The sequence below is a fragment of the Nannocystis sp. RBIL2 genome, from assembly GCF_026626745.1.
Classification (GTDB): Bacteria; Myxococcota_A; Polyangia; order Nannocystales; family Nannocystaceae; genus Nannocystis.
The window spans coordinates 3007539-3027063 of record NZ_JAPNJW010000001.1; the positions used below are offsets into that span (position 1 = coordinate 3007539).

Sequence of the window (19525 nt, forward strand, 5' to 3'; positions counted from 1 at the left end):
CGCGACTCGGCACGCTCCCCGGAGATTGATGACATGCTGGCGATCGAGCGACTGTTTTGCGATGAACTGTTTCGGATTCACCGCCGGCAGGCGCGCTTCCTCGACGGACTGCAAGCCACCTCCTACACGTTCCACAAGGAGACCGGCGTGCTCGCGTTCGCGGATGGCATCACCTTCGAGACGCAGATCCTCGGGCTCGAAACTCCCGCAAAGCAGTGGATGTGGGCGTGGGCAGACGCCGGGAGCCTCGACTCGCGACTGACGACGGGTGCGCGCCGGGTGAAGGCGTTCGGGGACACGCGCGGGCTCGCCGAGCTGACCACGGGCACGCTCGCCGTGGACCATCTTCGCTGCGCCGGTCACACGTTGGCCGCGATCGCGTCGGTGGTTCACGAGGTCCATCCCTACTTCCGCTGTCAGCAGCCGGACGGCGTCGCGCTATTCGTACTCGTGACCTCCGCGACCTTGAAGGACGACGCACGCGGCCTCGATCGCAACACCGCGAGGCAGGCCATCTCCGATATGTTCGCCGCGTACGCGCAAGCGGACGACATGCTGACCTTGCGCGCGGCGATGGAGGCGGCGGGCTTCGCCGTCGAGTTCACTGAAACCGAGGTGATCGGGCGACGCGGTGACGACGCCCCCATGGTCTTCCAGCGCGCATGGTTCGATTGATCCGCGCGCTCGTGATCACAGGGACAGCTGCCGCGAATGCGCGGTACTCACATTGATGAGAGCTGCGAAAATCACAGGACCACGGACGCGGACTATCTAGAGACACGGGGCGAGATCGCACGTGCGTAGACGGCTCGCGCGGTGCCTCGCGCGCTGGCGGATCCGTCGGCTAGACTCGCGTTCGACGCGCAGATGAGCGATCCATCGCCGCAGGCGGCTCCATCCTCCGGTTCGAAGGAGCTCGCCCACACCATGCGGAAGACCCTCGACGCCGGCGGCCCCACCCTGCCCTCGGCGAGCGGCATCCTCACGCCTGCGGCCCTCGCTCCCGGTCAGCTGCTGGCCGAGCGCTACACCGTGCTCGGCTCTCTCGGCGAGGGCGGCATGGGTCTCGTGCTGGCCGCCTACGACGCGCGGCTGGACCGCCGCGTCGCCCTCAAGCTGCTGCGACACCGCGCCGACGGCTCGAGCGGGCGCGAGGAGCAGGCCCGCCTGGTGCGCGAGGCGCAGGCGATGGCGCGGCTGAATCACCCGAACGTGGTCGCGGTGTACGACGCCGGCGCCCTCGCCGACGGCGCGCTGTTCATTGCGATGGAGTACGTCGAGGGGCAGACGCTGCGTCAGTGGTGCGAAGAGCGGCCGCGGTCCTGGCGGCAGGTGCTGGAGACCTTCCTCGCGGCCGGGCTCGGGCTCGCGGCGGCCCACGCCGCTGGCCTCATCCACCGCGACTTCAAGCCCGACAACGTGCTGGTCGGCAAGGACGGTCGGGCTCGCGTGACCGACTTCGGCCTGGCGCGCCACGACCGACCCTCCGAGACGCCGCCGACGAGCGCTGTCGGCGAACCGCTGGGGCCGGGCGGCACCGTCCTCGCCGCCGAGCTGACCGTCTCGGGCATGCTGGTCGGCACGCCTCGCTACATGGCGTCGGAGCAGCTGCTCGGGGGCCGCACTGCCGATGTCCTCACCGACGTGTTCTCGTTCTGCGTGGCCCTGTACGAGGCGCTGTACGGGCGATATCCGTTCGCCGGCAAGACCCTGTCGGCGCTGCTGGAGGCCCACGCCGCCGGCCGGGTGAGGCCGCCGCCGGACGCGTCGGACGTGCCGGCCTGGGTGGCTCGCACCGTCTTGCGAGGCCTGAGCGCCGACCGGTCGCGCCGCCCCGCGTCGATGGAGGTCGTGCTGGCCGAGCTCGCCGACGATCCGCAGGCGCGGCGCCGCGGCCGGGCGCTGGCCGCCGCGCTGGTGCTGGTGCTCGCAATCCTCGGCGGGCTGGTCGTGTGGGGCCGGCTCGATGCGCGCGAGCGCGGCTGCGGCGGCATGGAGCGGCAGCTCGCGGGCGTGTGGGACGCGGACACGAGAGCCCGCGTGACGCAGGCCTTGACGGCCACCGGCGTGCCGTACGCGGCCGACACTGCGCAGCGCGCCGCGGCGCTGCTCGACGGCTACGCCGATGCGTGGGTGCGCGTGCGGACCGAGGTGTGCGAGGTCGAGGGCCGCGATTCGGCCCAGCCGGGCAGCCTCGCGGCGCTGCGCGAGTCGTGCCTCGAGCGGCGGCGCAGTCGCCTGCGCGCGCTGACCGAGCTGCTGGCGAGCGGACCCGATCGCCGGCGGGTCGACCAGGCAGTGCAGGCGGTGCAGGCCCTGCCCGCGCTCGACTACTGCGCCGACGCCGAGGCGCTCACCGCCGCAGTTCCGCCGCCCGAGGACGCGGCAGTGCGCGCCCGCGTCGAGGCCCTCGAGGCGCAGGCGGACCGGCTCGAGGCGCTCTACGAGGCCGGCGAGTACCCGGAGGGCCTGGCGCTCGGCGAGGCCCTGCTGCGCGAGGTGGAGCCGGTGGGCCACGCGCCGCTGCACGCGCGGGTGCTGTTCATCATGGCCGAGCTGCGCGAGCCCACCGGCGACTACGAGGGCGCCAAGGCGCTGGCCCGCCAGGCGATCGTCGCGGCCGCCCAGGGCAAGGACACGCGGCTCGGCGCGCGCGCGTGGAGCCAGCTGCTGTTCGTGATCGGGGCGCGCCAGGCCCGCGGCGAGGAGGCGCTGGCTTTGTCTCTGGCGCTCGAGGCCGCGGTGGAGCTGGCGGACGACCCGGTCGTCCGCTCCGACGCCGACAACACTCTGGGCCTCACCTTCGTCAACCTCGATCGCTTCGAGGAGGCCCGCCAGCGGCACGCGCGGGCCCTCGTGCTGCGCGAGCGAGCTCTGGGCCCGGAGCACCCCTACACCACCCTGTCGCTCAGCAACCTGGGCCGCGCGCTGCAGGGGCTCGGCCGCTACGAGGAGGCGCGCCAGACCCACGAGCGGGCGCTCGCCCTGCGCGAGAAGGTCCTGGGCCCCGAGCACCCGACCAACGCCTTCTCGCTCAACTACCTCGGCGTCGCGCTGGCCGGCCTCGGCCGCTTCGAGGAGGCGAAGGACGCCTACGAGCGGGCGCTGGCGCTGCGCGAGCGGGCCGTCGGCCCCGGCGATCCGGTCACCCACGGCATCCTCACCGGCCTGGGCAACACTCTGGCGGCCCTGGGTCGGCCCGACGAGGCGCGCGAGGCCCACGAGCGGGCGCTGGCGCTGCGCGAGCAGACGCTCGGGACCGAGTCGCACCACCTGGCGCTGGCCCTCAACGGCCTCGGGCGCGCGCTGCGAGACCTCGGCCGCTTCGAAGCGGCGCGGCTCCACCACGAGCGCGCGCTGGCGCTGCAAGAGCAGGGCCTCGGCCCGCTGCACCCCAACCTCGCCGCGACGCTGCTCGGCCTCGCGGAGCTCGAGCTGGCCCTCGGCCGCCCGACGCAGGCGCTGCCCCTGCTCGAGCGAGCGCTGCCCCTGGCGACGGTGGAGGAGCGAGCGAACGTCCAGCTCGCCCTGGCCCGGGCGCTGTGGGAATCACAGCAGGACCGCGCCCGCGCCCGCAGCCTGGCGAGCGAGGCCGAGGCGTACTGGCGCGAGCTCGGGCACCAGCCGAACCTGGCCCGCGCGGCCCTGTGGCTGGCGACGCACCCGGAGGCGTGAACTTGTGGACATGTCGAAAAGAGCATGTCCACTTGAACATGTCCTTCAGCGCCTCGCCGCCACCGCACCGATGAGCCCCGAGACCGGTGTCATGGCCCCATGTCTCGGGCCCACGTCTTGAAGCGCCCACGCCCGGTCATGCGCCCCGCGGGGACGCGGCCGCTCCATCGACGTCGAGCTCGATCGTGAACTGTTGATCCGCGTCGACGAGGTAGCGGTCGAGCAGCGGCGAGTACGTCCGGACGTGGACGGTGCGGCCGTCGGGCATGAGCTCGAGCAGGCGCAGGTAGCCCTCGCCCCCGACCGCCCGCATCTGGTAGTTAGCGAGCATCTGGTGGACGACGCGGCCGTGGTCGTCGACGCTGGCGAGGTAGCCGGTGCCGTCACCGAGGATGTGCCCGCTCAGGGTCATGACGAAGCGGTGGCGGCGGACCAACTTCTGCCACAGCTCCTCGCCGTCGTTGACCGAACCGGGGGTCGCGTAGTCGTGCGGGTTGTGCTTCTGCGGGTGCAGCTCGTCGCCGTGGTCCTGACGGAGGTCGTCGTTGTCGAGGTACGCGTGGGTCACGAGGATCCCGAGGCGATCGGGGTGCGCGGTCATCACCGCATCGGCCCAGGCGACGACCTCGTCGCGCGGGCCCCATTCGAGCAGCAGCGCGATCCAGGCGTGACCGCCAGCCTCGAACACACGGTAGGTGTTGTCGAGCTTGCCCGCCTCGAAGGCCCCGCCGAAGCTCGGCGCTGCCGCGGCGTCGGCGAACGAGAACCATTCGTTGAGGCCGGAGTCGCGGCTGGTGGCCGTGCCCGAGGGGCCGTAGTCGTGATTCCCGGGCACGAGGGCATACGGAACGGTGCCGTCGAGCAGGCTCATCGCGGCGCTGGCCCGCTCCCACTCGAGGTCGGTGTTGTTGTGGACGATGTCGCCGAGATGAAAGACGTAGGCGATGCCCAGCTCCTCGGCCTTCTGGGAGATCCACCAGGCCTGCATGTCGAGCAGGCCAGGGTATCCGAGCGCGTAATACTGGGTGTCGGGCAGCACTGCGAACACCGTCGAGCCGGGGGTGAACGGCGACGACTGCAGCGACCGCGCGGCGCTCGCGGGCGGCTCCTCGGGGACGAGCGTCGCCATCCCGCCGCGGCGCCCGGAAGGGTTGCCATCGTCGATCGCCTCGAGCTGCGCCGACTCCTCGTCGGCCTCCCAGCCCGAATCATGACAGGCCGATGCGAGCAGGCCGATGCCCGCGAACCACGCGTCCCCGAAGCGCCTCATGCCGCGAATGCTGGCAGTCGCGGACGTCGACCGGGCGGAGCGCCGGAAACTTCTCGCCGTCGATTGTCACGAGCCCGTGGCGAGCGGGCGCGCCGCCGGGGCGCGACGAGGCGATTGGCCTGTCTTTGCAGACATGTCCGAAGCGACCGTCCGGCGGCGCGAGCGCGGCGCCGACAGCGGAGACGGAGCCCCCCGCCGCGCATTGATTATAGGGCGTTCAGGACAGATCTTCGTCGCCACGCTCACGGCTCGTCGCCGATCACCGCGTTGGGAAACATCGCCCGCAGCTCGTCCGCGGTCGCCTCGAAGTAGGACAGGAGCGCGTGGATCCGCCGCAGCCCCGGCATCACCACGTCGTGCGGCATCGGCATGCGGTGCGAGACCGAGGTCAAGGTCAGCTCCTCGAGCGCGTGCAGGCCCGCGAACTCGGCGGGTAATTTATTAAAAATTTTCTCGGGCCAGCCGCAGCTGCCCGGCTCGCCGAGGGTCAGCGACGACAGGTGCGGCAGCTCGGACAGCAGCCGGAACAGCGCCTCCGGCGATTGCTCGAAGCGCGGGTCGAAGTGGGCCGGGCGCTCCCAGTCGTGCAGGTACACGTGGCGCAGCAGCAGCGTCAGCGAGCGCAGCTCCTGCAGCGCGACCAGGTTGTCCGGCAGGCGCGCCAGGTGGTGCGAGTCGATGTACAGCTCGCGCAGGCGCGTCAGCCCGGCGAAGCTGCGCGGCAGCGAGGCGAGGTGGAACAGCTCGAGCCGGAGGCTGCGCAGGCGCGTGAGCTCGGCGATCGCCGCCGGCAGGCCCGGGAGCTCGTCGTCGACCAGCTCGAGCTGCTGCAGGCCGCGCAGCTCGGTCAGCGCCGGCGGCAAGGCGCGCACGCGCGAGCGCAGGCGCAGCCCCTTGAGGCCCCGGACGTCGCGCAGCACCGCGAGCGCGGTCGCCAGCTCGTCGGGCTCGACGTCGCCGGCCCGCAGCTCGAGCGCCGGGACGTCGCGCAGCGCCGCGACCTCGAGCGATCCATGGGACAGGTCGACGACGTGCATCGTGGCGATGGTACACGCAGCCGGCGAGCGCGACGACGGCCGCGCGGCTCGCTGGCGGCGCTTGGAGGTGTCACGGACGGGTCGGAGCCTCGCAGTCCCTGCCGCGCATCCGCGATTGACGGGCCTCGTGGGACGTGCTGACGTAGCGGCGTGCGGCTGACGACGGCGGCGATCGTGGCGAGCGTGGCGCTGGCGGTCATCGGCGAGGGCGAGGCGCGGGCGTGCTCGTGTCGGTCGTGGGGCTTCGGCCCGGGTCGGCTGTATCTCGGCGCGAATGGTTCGCTGCCGCCCGACGCGCGCGGGTTCCCGTGGGCGGGCGCGGAGCGGCTCGCCGATTCGCCGGACCGCGTCTCGGTGGTGCGGGTCGAGGGCAAGCGCAGGGTGCCGATGAAGCACCGGATCGCCGCGGGAGAGGACGGGATCGAGTGGATCGTCCTCGCCAGGAAGTTCTCGCCGGGCCAGGTGTACGAGGTGACCGTCCGCGAGGGGAAGCTCGCCGACGAGTCGCGCAAGGGGCGGAGCGCCACGCAGGCCGAGGTGCCGCCGGCCGAGGCGACGACGACGGTCACGATCGCCGCGGCGCCGCTGAAGCTGGTCCGGGCGAGCCTACAGGCTGGCGCTTCGGCCGAGCAGCCGCTCACGATCGCCGCGCCCGGCATCTGTGCCGAGACCGTGACGGCCGCTGCGGTGCCGCTGCGGGTCGAGCTGCCGCCCGGGGTCGAGCCGTTGCGCGACCACCTGGTCTTTGCGACACGTATCGACGGACAGCCGTGGACGCCGCGGCACAACCTCTGTACGGTGATCGATCCGGGCCGCACGTGGAGCGGCCAGACAGGCACCGACCTGCTGTTCACGGTGTGCGAGCCGAGCCCCCCGCCCGAGCACCGGGCAGCGGTGCCGCTGGGCGGTCTGACGCCCGGGCTCCATCGCGTCGAGATCGAGGTAGCCACCCCCGACCGCCGTCAGGTCGTCACCACGCCGACGGTCGACGTCATGCTCTCGTGCTCCATCGCCGCGGCCACGCCCGCAGCCGGGCCGCCCGCACGACCGCCGGCGACCGAGCCGCCCGCGGACGCGCCGCCCGAAGCCGCCCCGCCCGAGGCCGCCCCGCCTGCCGCTGCCCCGCCCCCGGAACCTCCGCCGGTGGCCACGCGAGGCTGCGCGGTCGGCGAGCCCGGGTTTGCGTGGGTGCTCGGCGCGGCGTGGTGGTGGCGACGGCGGCGACGTGCCGCCTGTCCCTGAGGACAGGCGGGCTCACGGTCGCCGACGAGCCCGTGAACTTCAGAACAGGCATGTCGAAATAAGTATGTCCTCGGGGACATTCCACGGACATGCCCCCGAGAGACAGCTCGCACTTTTCTTTTTTTTAAAAAAATCAGTGCGCCTCGCCCCAGCTGTGGCCGACGCCGATGCCGACCTCGAGCGGGACGTCGAGCGGGTACGGCTGCTCCATCGCTCGCCGCGCCACCTCGACCGTGGCGGCGGCCTCGGCCTCGGGCACCTCGAACACCAGCTCGTCGTGGACCTGCAGCAGCATGCGCGCGTGCGGGGCCGCGGTCGGCAGCTCGCGGTCGATCTGCAGCATCGCCAGCTTGCACAGATCGGCCGCCGAGCCCTGGATCGGCGTATTGGCGGCGATGCGCTCGCCGGCGGCGCGGTCGGTGTCGTTGCGGCTGGTCAGCTCGGGGATGTAGCGGCGCCGGCCGAGCAGGGTGGTGACGTAGCCGCTGGCGTGGGCCTCGGCGATCGTGCGGTCGAGCCAGGCGCGCACGCCGGCGTAGTATTCAAAATACTGCTCGATGTAGCTCTGGGCCTCTTTGCGGGCGATGCCGAGGATCTGCCCGAGCGCCGTGGCCCCCTGGCCGTAGATCGTGGCGAAGTTGACGGTCTTGCCGACGTTGCGCTGCTCCTTGGTGACTGCCTCGGGCGCGACGCGGAACAGCAGCGCGGCGGTGCGGCGGTGGAGGTCGAGCTTGTCGCGGAACGCCTCGACCAGGCGCGGGTCCTTGCTGAAGTGGGCCAGGACGCGCAGCTCGATCTGGCTCCAATCGGCGGAGATGATGCGCCGGCCCTCGGGCGCGACGAAGGCCCGGCGAATGCGCTGACCCTCTGGCGTGCGCACCGGCGTGCGCTGCAGGTCGGGGTCGGTGGAGATGAGCCGGCCCGACACGCCGACGGTCTGCTGAAAGCTCGCGTGGATCCGGCCGGTCTCGGGCGCGATCGCGTCGCGCAGCACGTCGGTGTACGTATTGATCAATTTGGCCAGCTCGCGCTGGGCCAGGATCTCGCGGGCGATCTCGTGCTTGGGCGCGAGCCGCTCGAGCACCTCGGCGTCGGTCGAATAGCCGGTCTTGTTCTTCTTGATCACCGGCAGCTTGAGCTCCTCGAACAGCACGTCGGCCAATTGCTTGGTCGAGCCGATGTTGAACTCGTGCCCGGCGAGCGCGTAGATCCGGGCCTCGATCTCGGCCTTGCGCTTGTGGAACTCCTCGCCCATGCGGGTGAGGTCGTCGCGGTCGACGCGGATGCCGGCCAGCTCCATGCGCGCGAGCACGTAGGCGAGCGGGCGCTCGACCGCCTCGTAGTGGGCCGTCTGGCCCGCCTCGGCCAGGCGCCGCTGCAGCACCGGCCCGAGCGCGAGGACCACGTCCGCGAGCTGGGCCGCGTAGGTGGCAGCTGCGGCGACCTCGACCGCGCTCGGGAGCCGCGCCGACTTGCCGCTCTTGAGCACGGTGGTGACCGCGGGGATCGATCTCTGCACGTACTCGCGGGCGACCTGGTCGAGGCCGTGCGGGATGCACTTGACCGGGTCGACGAGGAACGACGCGATCATGGTGTCGAGCAGCTCGCCGCCGAGGGTGAGGCCGTGGCGCCAGGCGAGGATCGCCAGCTGCTTGAGGTCGTGGACGTACTTCGGGCGGGACGGATCGCCGAGCAGGCCGCCGAGGAGCTCGATCGCCGGATCGCCGAGCGCCCCGGACGGGCCGCGGAAGGCCAGGTAGAGCGGCTTTTTGCCCGCGGTCGCGATCGCCACGCCGACCAGGTGCGCGTGGTGGACCCGCGTCGGCGGCTCGTACAGCGGCACCACCGCGACCGCCTGCCCGGCCGGCAACCCGCCGATCGCCGCGCGCGCGGCCTCGACGGTCGCCGGCACCTCGACCTCGATGTCGGGCGCGTCACCGACCTTGGCGTCGCTGCCGCCGCCGGTCAGCAGCGAGAAGAACTCGAGCTCGCGGTAGAGCGCGTCGAGCTCCTTGGGGTCGGGCGGCACGAGGCGCAGGGCCTCGAGGTCGACCTCGAGCGCGGCGCGGTCGTCGACGGTGGCCAGGTGGCGCCACAGCTTGACGGCCTCGCGGTGCTCCTCGAGCGCGGCCTTCTGCTTGCCCTTGAGCTCCTCGATGTGCGCGTACACGCCGTCGAGCGAGCCGTACTTCTCGAGCAGCCCGGCGGCGCCCTTCTGGCCGATGCCGGGCACGCCGGGGATGTTGTCGACGGTGTCGCCCATCAGCGCCAGGAGGTCGGCGATCTGCGCCGGCGGGACGCCCCACTTCTTGCGCACCAGCTCGGCGTCGTAGGTGACGTCGCGCATCGTGTCCTGCATGCGGATGCCGTCGCCGACCATCTGCGCCAGGTCCTTGTCGCCGGCGACGATCACGACCTCGAGCCCGGCCTCGACGCCGCGCCGCGCCAGCGTGGCGATGATGTCGTCGGCCTCGTAGCCGGGCTGCCGCAGCACCGGGAAGCGATTGGTCGCCACCAGGCGATCGATGACCGGCAGCTGCTGCGCGAGCTCGCCCGGCATCGACGGCCGCTGGGCCTTGTACTGCGGGTACTTGAGCTCGCGGTGGGTCGGCGCCGAGGTGTCGAACACGACCGCCCCACGCTCCGGCATGCGCCCCGAGAACAGCTTGCGGAACATGGTCGCGAAGCCGAAGATCGCGTTGGTCGGCAGGCCCGTCTTGGTCTGCAGGTTGGCCGGGATCGCAAAGAATGCCCGGTAGATGAGCCAGGAGCCGTCGACCAGCACGAGCCGCTCTGCCTTCGCCATGCGCGGCATCATACGCCGGAGCGCGTTCGCGCGCGAGCCCCCGCCGGGCTCGGCAGCAGCGCTGCAGCGAACGGCCGCTTGCGAGCCCGCAGGACCTCGCCGCCACTCGCACGACACATGCTTCGTCCCGCGATCGGCGCCCGCGCGACGCGCTGGGCCGCAGCCGAGCCCGCGAGCTCACGCGGCCGCGAGGTCGAAGCCGACGCGCCCCGGCGCTCGAACCTCTCGCCTTCGATCATGAAGCGAACCCGGGTACGTGCCTGTCGCCGTCCTCGGACGCGACCCGAGCGAATGCGAGGACGATCGTCCACGCGGTGAGCCGGATCTCGCGCGCCGACGCCCGGTGCGATGATTCGCCGCCTGCCGCCAATCACCGCGCGTCGCCCGGGCCGCCAGAGATCCCGCGGACGTGCGTTGCGCCGGTGCGGGGCCGCACCGAAGATTCGCGGGCTAATCTGCGCGGCGCACCTCGGGCGCCGCGAATGTTCAATGTGCGCCCGGGGGCGCCGAAGGTCGTCGCTGCCACCGATGCGGACCTGGCGTGAAGGCCAGGTGCACGAACGCCGCGCGGCCGGCGAGATGTGCGACGGGTCGCATGAAATCTCGCGCCCGCCGCCCACATTTCATCGCCACGGAGGACCGATGCGGCCGGGTCGGGGGGGAGTGACGATCATCGTGGCGCTGGGCCTCTGCCTGCTGCTCGGCGGTCCGGCCGGCGCGGCGCCGCTGCTGCGGGCGCAGATCGTCCAGCGCGGCGACTTCGTGCTGCTGGGCAACACGCTCGCCCACGATTGTTCGCCCGTGACCCCGGCGCCGCTGGTCGGGGCGGTGGGCGACTGCGGGGCGGCCACCGTCGACGGGGCGGCCGACGTATTGTGGCGGGCCGACTCGCCGTTCGCCGGCACGGCGGCGGCGAGCGTGGCGATCGAGGTCGACAAGGCGCGCAGCTCGGCGGTGCTGCTGCTGCCGCCGGGCGCCGAGATCACGCACGCGTTCCTGTACTGGGGCGCCCAGCTGGCGATCGCCAGCGCCGACTCCACAGTCGATCTCGAGCGGCCCGGCTTCCTCGACACCGAGCTGGCGGCCGACGCCTGCTACGTCAGCGCCGACGGCAGCTACGTGTGCTCGGCCGACGTCAGCGACCTGGTGGCCGACTTCGGCCCGGGGCTTTACCGCGTCGCCGGCGTGAAGGTGCGGCCGTTCCTCCACCTGTTCGACGAGGAGGTGTTCGCGGCCTGGTGGATGGTGGTGGTGTACGAGCGGCCGTTCGACCCGCTGCGCAGCATCGGCGTGTACGAGGGCCTCGACGCGGTGCGGCCGCTGCAGCCGTGCGAGACGGCGCTGGCGGGCTTCGTCGTGCCGACGACGGGCGTCGCCGGCACGCTCGGCCTCGCGGGTCTCGCCGGCGACCACGACGTCCTCGGCGATCAGGTGCTGATCGCCGACGTGCCGCTGGGCGACGGGCTCAACCCGATCGACGACTTCTTCAACGGCACGCGCACGGCCTTCGGCTTCCCGGTGTCGGTCGCCGGCGATCTGCCGCGGCTGTCGGGCCTGCCCGCCAGCACCTCGGGCCTCGACCTCGACGTCCTCGACATCTCCAGCCGGCTCGACCCGCTGCAGACCTTCGTGCCGCTGACCGTGACGACCGCCGCCGACACGCTCCTGCTGGCCACCGCGGTCGTCTCGGTCACCACCGCCGCGCCCGACCTCAGCATCGTCGAGACGTGGGAGGACCTGAACGCCGGCGCGTGCGTGCCGGGCGACCTCATCGAGTACACGATCGAGGTCACCAACATCGGCAACGACGCGGCCGTCGAGGTGGTCCTCACCGACGAGCTGCCCGACGGCGTCACCTTCGTGCCGGGCACGCTCGAGATCGTCGAGGGCGAGGAGCCGGGGTTCCTGTCGGACGTCGCGTTCGACGACGAGGGCGAGGTGCTGGACGACGAGCTGGTGGTCCGCCTCGGCGTCGGCGCCGACGATGAGGTCGGCGGCTTGCTGGCGATCGGCGCGTCGACGGTGGTCCGCTTTCAGGTCGTCATCGACGACGAGGCCGAGGGCATCATCGCTCACCAGTGCACGGTCGAGGCCGCAGGCGAGCTCGGGGCGCCGGTCGCCGAATTCCCGGCGCCCGAGCTCGAGCAGGAGCCGATCGAGTTCCTGGTCGAGGAGTGCGACGAGTTCTCCGCGTGCCCCTTCGACGTGCCGCTGTGCGACCTCGGGCCGGTGCCGAACGTGTGCGTCGAGTGCCTGGAGGACCTCGACTGCGGCCCGCTCGAGGCGTGCGACCCGCTGACGAGCACCTGCGAGTGCGCGGCCGACGGCCCCGAGCTGTGCGACGGCCTCGACAACGACTGCGACACCTTCATCGACGAGGACTTCGCCCTCGGCGAACCCTGCGAGGTCGGCGTCGGCGAGTGCGTCGTCGTCGGCGCGCTGGCGTGCGACGTCTTCGGCGACGTCGTCTGCGACGCCGCCCCCGGCCCGCCCGGCTTCGAGCTGTGCGACGGCCTCGACAACGACTGCGACGGCGCGGTCGACATCGGCTGCGCCAAGTGCGAGCACGACCTCGAGTGCGGCGGGCCGTTCTCCGGCCGGATCTGCGTGGTCGGCTTCTGCGTCGACGGCTGCCGCGGCGTCGGCAACTTCTGCCCGCTCGGCCTCGAGTGCTCGTCCGGCGGCGTGTTCCCCGGCCAATGCTTCGACCCGGACTTCTTCGACAACTTGCCGCTCGATGACCCGCAGCTCGACGACCTCGTGGACGAAGGCGGCGGCGGCCTGGTCAGCTGCGCCTGCGACGACTACCCCGGCGACCGCGAGGGTCCGTGGCTGCTGGTCCTGGTCGCGCTCGCCCGCCCGCGCCGCGCGCGAGGCCCCGTGGCGCCGCGCGGAGCAGAAGGCTGACGGCCGCGCGACGGCGGCAGCACCGACGGGCGAAGTCGCAGGACCTCGAGGACATGCCTCAAAGAGCATGTCCTCGAGAGCATGATCTTTCAGCCATGCCCCCGAAGACACCCCTCGTCGCAGGGCCGCGCGCGGCGGCCCGTCGGATCACATGCGGATGATCTCGCCGCGGTGGTAGCTGAGCTTGCGGCCGGAGGGGTCGAACACGATCACGCTGTCGTCGGCGCCGACGCTGGCGGCCCGGTGCGGCCCGAGCTCGAACAGCAGGAACGAGCGCTGGTTGAGGCCGACGCAGGCGTGGTGGCGGAAGCGGCGCGCGAGGTACGACAGGTTGTCGGGGTCGTCGGTCTGGATCCGCTCGGTGCAGTGGGGGAACAGCTGGATGTCGCGGACCAGAGGCCGCGGTCGTAGAGCTGGAAGTCGCGGCGCTTGGTGGCGAAGTCGTCGTAGATGATGACCCGCTCGCACAGCACCATCGCGCCGGCCGACATCGCCACCAGCTGGGTGCCGCGGCGCAGCGCCTCGGCCAACGCGTCGCGCAGGCGGAAGAACCGCAGCGCGTCGAGCAGCAGGTCGAGGTGGCCGCCGAACAGGACGATGCTGTTGGCCGAGAGGATCCTCCGCTCCAGCCGCTGCTGCGCGGCGCGCCAGGCCGGGTCGTAGTGCAGGCCCACCGCGTCGAAGGTGCGCTGCTCGATCTGGTCGAGCAGGCTCACCAGGTGGTCGTCGTTCGCCTCGAGGGTGTCGAGCGCGTGCCGCAGCTCGCGTGACAGCGTGTAGCGCAGCAGCTTGCCGCCGTGGCCGTAATGGCCCTGGTCGCCGGCCAGGCGCGCGACCGTGATCGTCGGGTCCTCGCGCTTGGCGACCGCCAGAGTGCGGCGGAACAGCTGGATCAGGTGAGCGTTGTGCTCGAGGTAGAAGGCCCGCGCCATCTCGGCGATCCGGCGCTCCTCGTGCCACGCGGCCAGAAGCCGCGGGGCGGTGCGCGCCAGGCCGCGGACCTCGTGGAGCAGCGAGAGGTTGACCAGGTTGGTGTCGTAGCCGTCCTCGTAGTGCGAGGGCAGGCCGATGCCGTTGAGCGACCGCTTGACGTGACCCTCGTCGTGCTCGCCGTCACCCCAGGCGGCGGTGACGAGCACGACCCGCCGCGAACGCGCGACCTCGGGGTCCTCGTGCCGGGACGACAGCAGGAGCGGCGCCGCCGTCTGCACCAGCGCGTCGACGGTCTCGGCGTTGCCGTTGAAGAGAACTGCACCTCGCATGCGGCCGCGATGGTAACGCAAGCCGCACGCCGCAGGGTCGCGCGGGCGACGCCGGACAACCCTGCCCGCCCGCGGCCTGGGCGCGCCCCGGACCCGTGTTTGGGGACGGCACGCCCGCCGGGACGGCCGCCGCAGGGCCACGCGCCTCGACGATCCATTCGCTTCTGAAAAAGACCGGCCGCCCGACGGCCGCACGCCGCCGAAGCTCCGCCGATCCGCTGTTTCATTTATTGAAGAAACCGAGCGGCGGACTCACGGCTGCGCGCCCTCGACGATCCACTGCTGGATCGCCGCCATGTCGCCCGGCTGCAGCTCGTCGTTCGGCGGCATGCGCTTGCCCGCGCCGCCGACCTGGCTGTGGCTGCCGGCGATCTTGTGCCACAAGTAGCTGTCCTCGTACGCGCCGGGCGCGACCAGGAGCATCCCCTTCACGTCGTTCGCGGGCACGCCGACGATGCTGTCGTAGGCCCGACCGATCCCGAGATCCGGCTCGGGCGCGCCGTCGCCGTGGCAGGTGCAATAGTCGGCGAAGATCGGCTGGATGTCGGCGACGAAGCTCAGCGGCGCGGGCACGTCGTCGCCCGAGCTGCCGCTCGTGTCGCTCGTCGTGGTGCTCGTGCTGCTCGTGGGTTCGCCGGTCGTGGTCTCGGCCGCGCCCGTGGACCCGCTGGTCGGCGGATCTTCGGGCTCCCCGGTGGTGGTGGTCGAGCCGCTGCCGGCGGCCGCGAGGGTGGCTCCGCCGGTCTCCGGCCACGCCGGGCTCGTGGTGGTGTCCGTCTCGCTCCCGCCCTCGCTCGCGCCGGCGACGTCGAGGTTCTTCTCGGCCACGCAGCCGACCAGCGCCCAGCCTATTAACAGCAGCGCTGCAGAGCAACTCAAGCGCAAGCGAATCATCACAGCGAACGTATCGCCGATCGCGGGCCGCGCCAGCGCGGGCGGCCTGCGGTGTGACGCGGCTCGACATTCGCGCGAGCGCAGGCGCGCGAGACCGTGGCGGCCCGCACGATCGCGGCGCGCGAGCGGCCGTCGGCGGCCCGGAGGAATCACCGAACCGCGTATTTCTCGGCGACGCTTCGAGAATGGCATGACATGTCTAAAAAGACATGTTCTTGAAAGGGGCAGCGCTTGCGAAGCGGGCCGGGTTGACGCCAGAAAGGGCCTTCGCGCGGCACGAGCGGCGACGTCCCTCCGGTCCGAACGCCGTCAAGCGCTCGCCGCGGATACGCGCGGCGCCTGCTCTTGCATGTGCATTTGGACATGCCCGATCGAACATGCCCGATCGGTCATGCCCTGCCGCGGCTCAGCGTCCCGGCTCGAACAGCACTCGCCACGGGATCACGGCGATCTCGCCGGACGTGGTCGGCGGATACAGCGTGGCGGCGGCGATGTCGGCCACGCAGGCGCCGACCTCGGGCGCCTCGCGGATGTTTTCCAGAATGGCCACCGCCCGGGCGCGACCGTCGCCGGCGATGGCGATCTCGAGGGCCACCCGCCCGTGCAGCGTCAGCTGGCGCGCGAGCGAGCGGCGATAGCAGTCGCCGAGCTCGAGCCGGCGCTCGGCCATGGCGAGGACCACGTTGGCCTGGTCGAGCGGATCGACGCCGATGAACGCCGGCTCGCGGCGGGCCGGGCACAGCACCGGCTCGGCGCCGCAGCCCCGGCGCATGAACTCGGCCGCGTCCGGCTCGCCGAGGCCCGCGGCCGCCGAGATGCACGAAGGGGCATGTCCTCCGAGACAGGCGGACACGTACAGCGACGTCGCCGCGGCCGGGTCGCGCTGCAGCCCCTCGCCGCGCTCGAACGCCCGGGCCAGCGCGGCGCAGCCGAACGGGCTGGCCAGGTCGCAGGCCCGGCGGGCGTACGCGGCCGCCAGCGGCAGCTCGCCGAGCTCGCGGTACTGCGCCGCCATCTCGACGCACGCCGGCCCGTCGCCGCGGTCGCAGCGGTCGGCCAGCACGTCGTAGGCGCTGGCGGGCGGCGGCGGCGAGGTCTCGGGGCTCTCCACGGGCAAGGGGCAGCCCGGCAGCGACAGGACCGTCGCCGCCAGCGCCGCGAGCCCGAGGCACCGGCCCTTCATGCTCCCAGCATGCCACGCCTGGCGCTCGTCGGCGATGCCGGCCGGCGACATCCCGCTCGCGCGACTCGCGGGCTTCGCCCCGGATCGCCGGCCGCCGCCCCCAGCCCATGCGCAGAGTCGCTCCCGGTTCGGCGAACGCCGTCCGCGAAGCGTGATGCGGCCCGGCGATCGGACCGCTCCGCCGCAGCTCGCGCGGTCGGACCCGACATCGGTGACCGGTCAACGAGTCGTCCTCCGCCGACCGGCCGAGCGGGTCGCCGGACTAGCGAGTCGCCCGCGGCCCGCCCCACGGCCAGGAGCCGCCCGCTCCGCGAATCACCAGGGCCCTCGGCCAGGAGCTGCCTTGTGCTCCGCGAATCACCCGAGGCTCGCCCTTCGGCCCGCTCCGCGAATCACGCAGCCCGCGGCCCTGGATCTCCCCGCCCTGCGCCAGTCGCATCGGCCCCTCGCCGCGACCGGACGCTCGCCGCGGTCAACCTGCGCGGTCGTACCAGGCCTTCGCCGCGGCCGGCACCTGCTCGGCGATCGGCGAGTCGAGGGCCAGGCCCAGCGCCACCCGCAGCGCCCAGTCGGCCAGGCGGTGCGGCGGCTTGCGGTGGTGCGCCTGCCAGCGCGCGAGCACGACCTCGGCGAAGCGACCGAGGCTCCAGCGATGCCAGGCGTCGAGCTGCGTGCCCCCGGCTTCGCTGTCCTCGCGGCGCGCGACGAAGGCGATCGGGTGCCTGCGGTGCAGGGCCAGCAGCCACGCGCGCAGGTCGGCCTCGAAGGCGCGGCTCTGGCGGAGATTGGGGAACGGCTGGCCGACGCCGAAGCCGAACGACTCGTCGTCGTCGTCGGGATCGATCTGCTGCGGATCGCCGAGCGCCGCGTAGGCCATGCAGATGTGCAGGTTGATGAATTGATCGCCGCTGCCGGCGTACAGCACGAAGCTGCCCCACTCCGGCGCGCGGCGGAACGGCTCGGGGATCGCCCGCACCAAGCCAGCCCGGGCCGCCCGCGGCGGCGGCTCCTCGAACCACACGTAAAGGCTGCCCCACTCGAAGTAGCTGGCCAGCCCGGCGCCGAAGAACGGGAACGGATACTTCGCCGCGGCCTTGCCACCTCGCTTCGCCGCCCCTGCTTCACCACGCCCGCGCACCGCCCGCGTCGCCTTGCTCGCAGCTTTGCCGCTCCGCTTCGCCGCCCCTGCTTCACCACGCTCACTCACCGCACGCGTCGCCTTGCTCGCAGCTTTTTCGCCTCGCTTCGCCGCGACTGATTCACCGCGCTTGGGCTTCGCCTTACTCGCGGGCACGACCTCGACACCTCGCTTCACCGCACGCGTCGCCTTGCTCGCAGCTCTGCCGCTCCGCTTCGCCGCGACGGATTCACCGCGCTTGGCTTTTGCGGTGCGCTTCGCCTCGCCATCGCGCTTCGACTTGCTCGCGCTCACGACCTCGCCGTCGCGCTTCGCCGCCGCACGCGTCTTGCTCGCAGGCCCGACCTCACCGCCTCGCTTCGTCCTCGTCGCCTCACCGCGCCCGCGCTTCGCCGGGACGCGCTCCCCGCCCGCGGCCGCCTCGGTCCGCGCCTTCGCGCCTCTCCCCGACGCCGCCCCGGCCGCCGCCGCAGCGCGAGTGGAAGCAGCACCCTGGCGGCGTTTCGTGACGGCCATCCCTCGCAGTGTATCGCAGGCGCTCAGCGACGTGCAGCGCATCACCCCAGCGACGACCGCCCTCGCTCTTTTTCACCGCGCCCCCAATTTTTCCCGCCGCTGCGGCGACTCCCGATCCAGCCCCGCCCGAGCGCCCCGTTTTCCACCTTCAAAAGACATCGCCATGAGATCGCACCAGCCCAAGATCGCCGCCATCCTCTCGATCGCCGCCGGCTTGTCGTTCGGAGCAGCCCTGCGCACCGGCGACGCCGGCGCGTACGCCCTCGAGTGCGAGGAGAACGAGTACGGCGAGCTGCTCGAGGTGCGCCGCGTCTCTGGTGACGGCGACCTGGCGGCGCAGGCGTGGGGCAATTTCTCGATCTTGCGCGTCCCCGACCGCACCTTCACCGCTTACGACGAGCAGGAGAGCGAAGCCGGCGCGATCGAGCTCGAGCTGGCGCGGGAGGTCGAGCGATGACCCTGCAACGACTGCGCGACGCCCTGCTGTTCGTCGCCGCCGCGCTGCTCGGCGCCGCCGCGCCCGGCCTCGGCTGCAGCGAACCGTGCCCCGAGGAGCCGCCCGAGGGCACCTACGCCGTCGACACCGTCCGCGCCGGCTGGAACGCCGGCGCCCGGCTCGAGGTCACCGCCACGCGGATGATCGTCGAGTACACGACCGACGACGGCACCGAGTGGGAGGCCGAGTACATCCGCGTCCGCGATCCCTACTGATCGCTACGAAGCAGAGCGCCCGTCGCGGTCGCGCGGACGCCCTCTCCTCACCGCCTCTCGTCACCTCACTTCGGCGCCAGCTTGGCCCGCGGGTACAGCACGATCTCGATGCGGCGGTTCTTCGCCTTCGACTTGCTGCTCGGGCGGTACTGACCGAAGGCCACCGCGGCCAGGCGCGACGGATCGATCTTCGCCTCGTCCTGCAGGTAATGGACGACGGTCAGCGCGCGCGCGGCCGACAGCTCCCAGTTGGTGACGAACGGCAGCACCGCGTCGTTGGGCTCGGGCGGCGCCTCGCCCTTCGCGGCCTTGGGGTCGACCTTCGCGTCCTTGGCGTTCTTGTCGCCCTTCTTGGCCTTCGGATCCTCGCCCTTCCCCGGCTTCGGCTTGCGGATCACGATCGGCGAGTCGTCAGTGTGCCCCTGAACCCACACTTGCTTGTCCTCGATGTCCTTCAGGGCCGCACCGACCTGCGCCAGCACCTCGCGGCCGTTGTCGGTCAGGTCGGCCTCGCCGACGGGGAACAGGATCTTGTCGATCAGCTCGACGCGGACCATCCCGTCTTCGGTGGTCACGTCGCCGAACTTGCCGACCACCTCGGTCAGCTTCTTCTGCAGCGCCTCGGCCTCGTCGGCCTTGACCTTGAGCTCGGTCTCCGACTTGCGCAGCTGCTCGCTCTCGGACTTCAGCGCCTCGAGCTCGCGCTTGGCCGCGCCGAGCTCCTCCTCGAGCCCCTGCACCCGCGGGTCCGGTCCGCGTTCGGCTGCGGGCCCCGGGGCCGAGCCGGCCGGTTGCTGCGCGCCGCAGGCGGAACCTGCCATGAATGCCGCGATCGCGACGACTGCACGGAGTTGCTTGTTCGGCATGGCGAAAGCGTAGCGGAC

14 protein-coding genes are annotated in these 19525 nt (G+C 72.2%); 6 read left to right on the top strand and 8 right to left on the bottom strand.

Annotated features, from left to right (window positions below; translation table 11 throughout):
• Positions 1-33 precede the first annotated feature (33 nt).
• Both OV090_RS11770 and OV090_RS11775 read left to right on the top strand, forming a co-directional pair.
• Entirely contained in the window at positions 34-675 is a 642-nt protein-coding gene (locus OV090_RS11770) for a DUF6882 domain-containing protein (RefSeq protein ID WP_267703688.1), read from the top strand.
• A gap of 252 nt (positions 676-927) precedes the next feature.
• Positions 928-3675, top strand: a complete 2748-nt coding sequence (locus OV090_RS11775; RefSeq protein WP_267703689.1) for a serine/threonine-protein kinase — start codon at positions 928-930, stop codon at positions 3673-3675.
• A gap of 136 nt (positions 3676-3811) precedes the next feature.
• Here OV090_RS11775 and OV090_RS11780 read toward each other — a convergent pair whose 3' ends face one another.
• Both OV090_RS11780 and OV090_RS11785 read right to left on the bottom strand, forming a co-directional pair.
• Positions 3812-4945, bottom strand: a complete 1134-nt coding sequence (locus tag OV090_RS11780) for a metallophosphoesterase (protein ID WP_267703690.1) — start codon at positions 4943-4945, stop codon at positions 3812-3814.
• 242 nt (positions 4946-5187) lie between these two features.
• Positions 5188-5982 (bottom strand): hypothetical protein, encoded by a 795-nt coding sequence (locus tag OV090_RS11785; protein ID WP_267703691.1) that lies wholly within the window; start codon positions 5980-5982, stop codon positions 5188-5190.
• 150 nt (positions 5983-6132) lie between these two features.
• On the opposite strand from OV090_RS11785, the gene OV090_RS11790 reads away from it, so the two are divergent.
• A complete protein-coding gene (locus OV090_RS11790; RefSeq protein ID WP_267703692.1) occupies positions 6133-7224 on the top strand; it encodes a hypothetical protein in 1092 nt (363 codons plus the stop codon).
• Between the two features lie 133 nt (positions 7225-7357).
• Here the strand turns inward: OV090_RS11790 and polA are convergent, their stop codons facing one another.
• Positions 7358-10030, bottom strand: a complete 2673-nt coding sequence (gene polA / locus OV090_RS11795; RefSeq protein WP_267703693.1) for a DNA polymerase I — start codon at positions 10028-10030, stop codon at positions 7358-7360.
• Between the two features lie 642 nt (positions 10031-10672).
• Here polA and OV090_RS11800 point away from each other — a divergent pair.
• Complete coding sequence (locus OV090_RS11800) at positions 10673-12937, top strand: MopE-related protein (RefSeq protein WP_267703694.1); 2265 nt, start codon at positions 10673-10675, stop codon at positions 12935-12937.
• A 209-nt stretch (positions 12938-13146) separates the two neighbouring features.
• On the opposite strand, the gene OV090_RS11805 is transcribed toward OV090_RS11800, so the two are convergent.
• From OV090_RS11805 to OV090_RS11820, 4 genes are all read right to left on the bottom strand, one after another.
• Complete coding sequence (locus OV090_RS11805; protein WP_267703695.1) at positions 13147-14199, bottom strand: Type 1 glutamine amidotransferase-like domain-containing protein; 1053 nt, start codon at positions 14197-14199, stop codon at positions 13147-13149.
• A gap of 252 nt (positions 14200-14451) precedes the next feature.
• Complete coding sequence (locus OV090_RS11810) at positions 14452-15078, bottom strand: hypothetical protein (protein ID WP_267703696.1); 627 nt, start codon at positions 15076-15078, stop codon at positions 14452-14454.
• A gap of 421 nt (positions 15079-15499) precedes the next feature.
• Positions 15500-16276 carry a hypothetical protein gene (locus tag OV090_RS11815; protein ID WP_267703697.1) on the bottom strand — a complete coding sequence of 259 codons (777 nt, stop codon included), beginning with the start codon at positions 16274-16276 and terminating at the stop codon, positions 15500-15502.
• A 472-nt stretch (positions 16277-16748) separates the two neighbouring features.
• Positions 16749-17483, bottom strand: a complete 735-nt coding sequence (locus tag OV090_RS11820) for a hypothetical protein (protein WP_267703698.1) — start codon at positions 17481-17483, stop codon at positions 16749-16751.
• Positions 17484-18093: 610 nt separating this feature from the next.
• Here OV090_RS11820 and OV090_RS11825 point away from each other — a divergent pair.
• Positions 18094-18387 carry a hypothetical protein gene (locus OV090_RS11825; RefSeq protein ID WP_267703699.1) on the top strand — a complete coding sequence of 98 codons (294 nt, stop codon included), beginning with the start codon at positions 18094-18096 and terminating at the stop codon, positions 18385-18387.
• The gene (locus OV090_RS11830) at positions 18384-18641 is read left to right on the top strand and encodes a hypothetical protein (protein ID WP_267703700.1); all 258 of its coding nucleotides are present in this window, start codon (positions 18384-18386) and stop codon (positions 18639-18641) included. The genes OV090_RS11825 and OV090_RS11830 overlap by 4 nt, the downstream gene beginning before the upstream one ends.
• A gap of 65 nt (positions 18642-18706) precedes the next feature.
• On the opposite strand, the gene OV090_RS11835 is transcribed toward OV090_RS11830, so the two are convergent.
• Entirely contained in the window at positions 18707-19507 is an 801-nt protein-coding gene (locus OV090_RS11835) for an OmpA family protein (RefSeq protein WP_267703701.1), read from the bottom strand.
• Between the last annotated feature and the right edge of the window lie 18 nt (positions 19508-19525).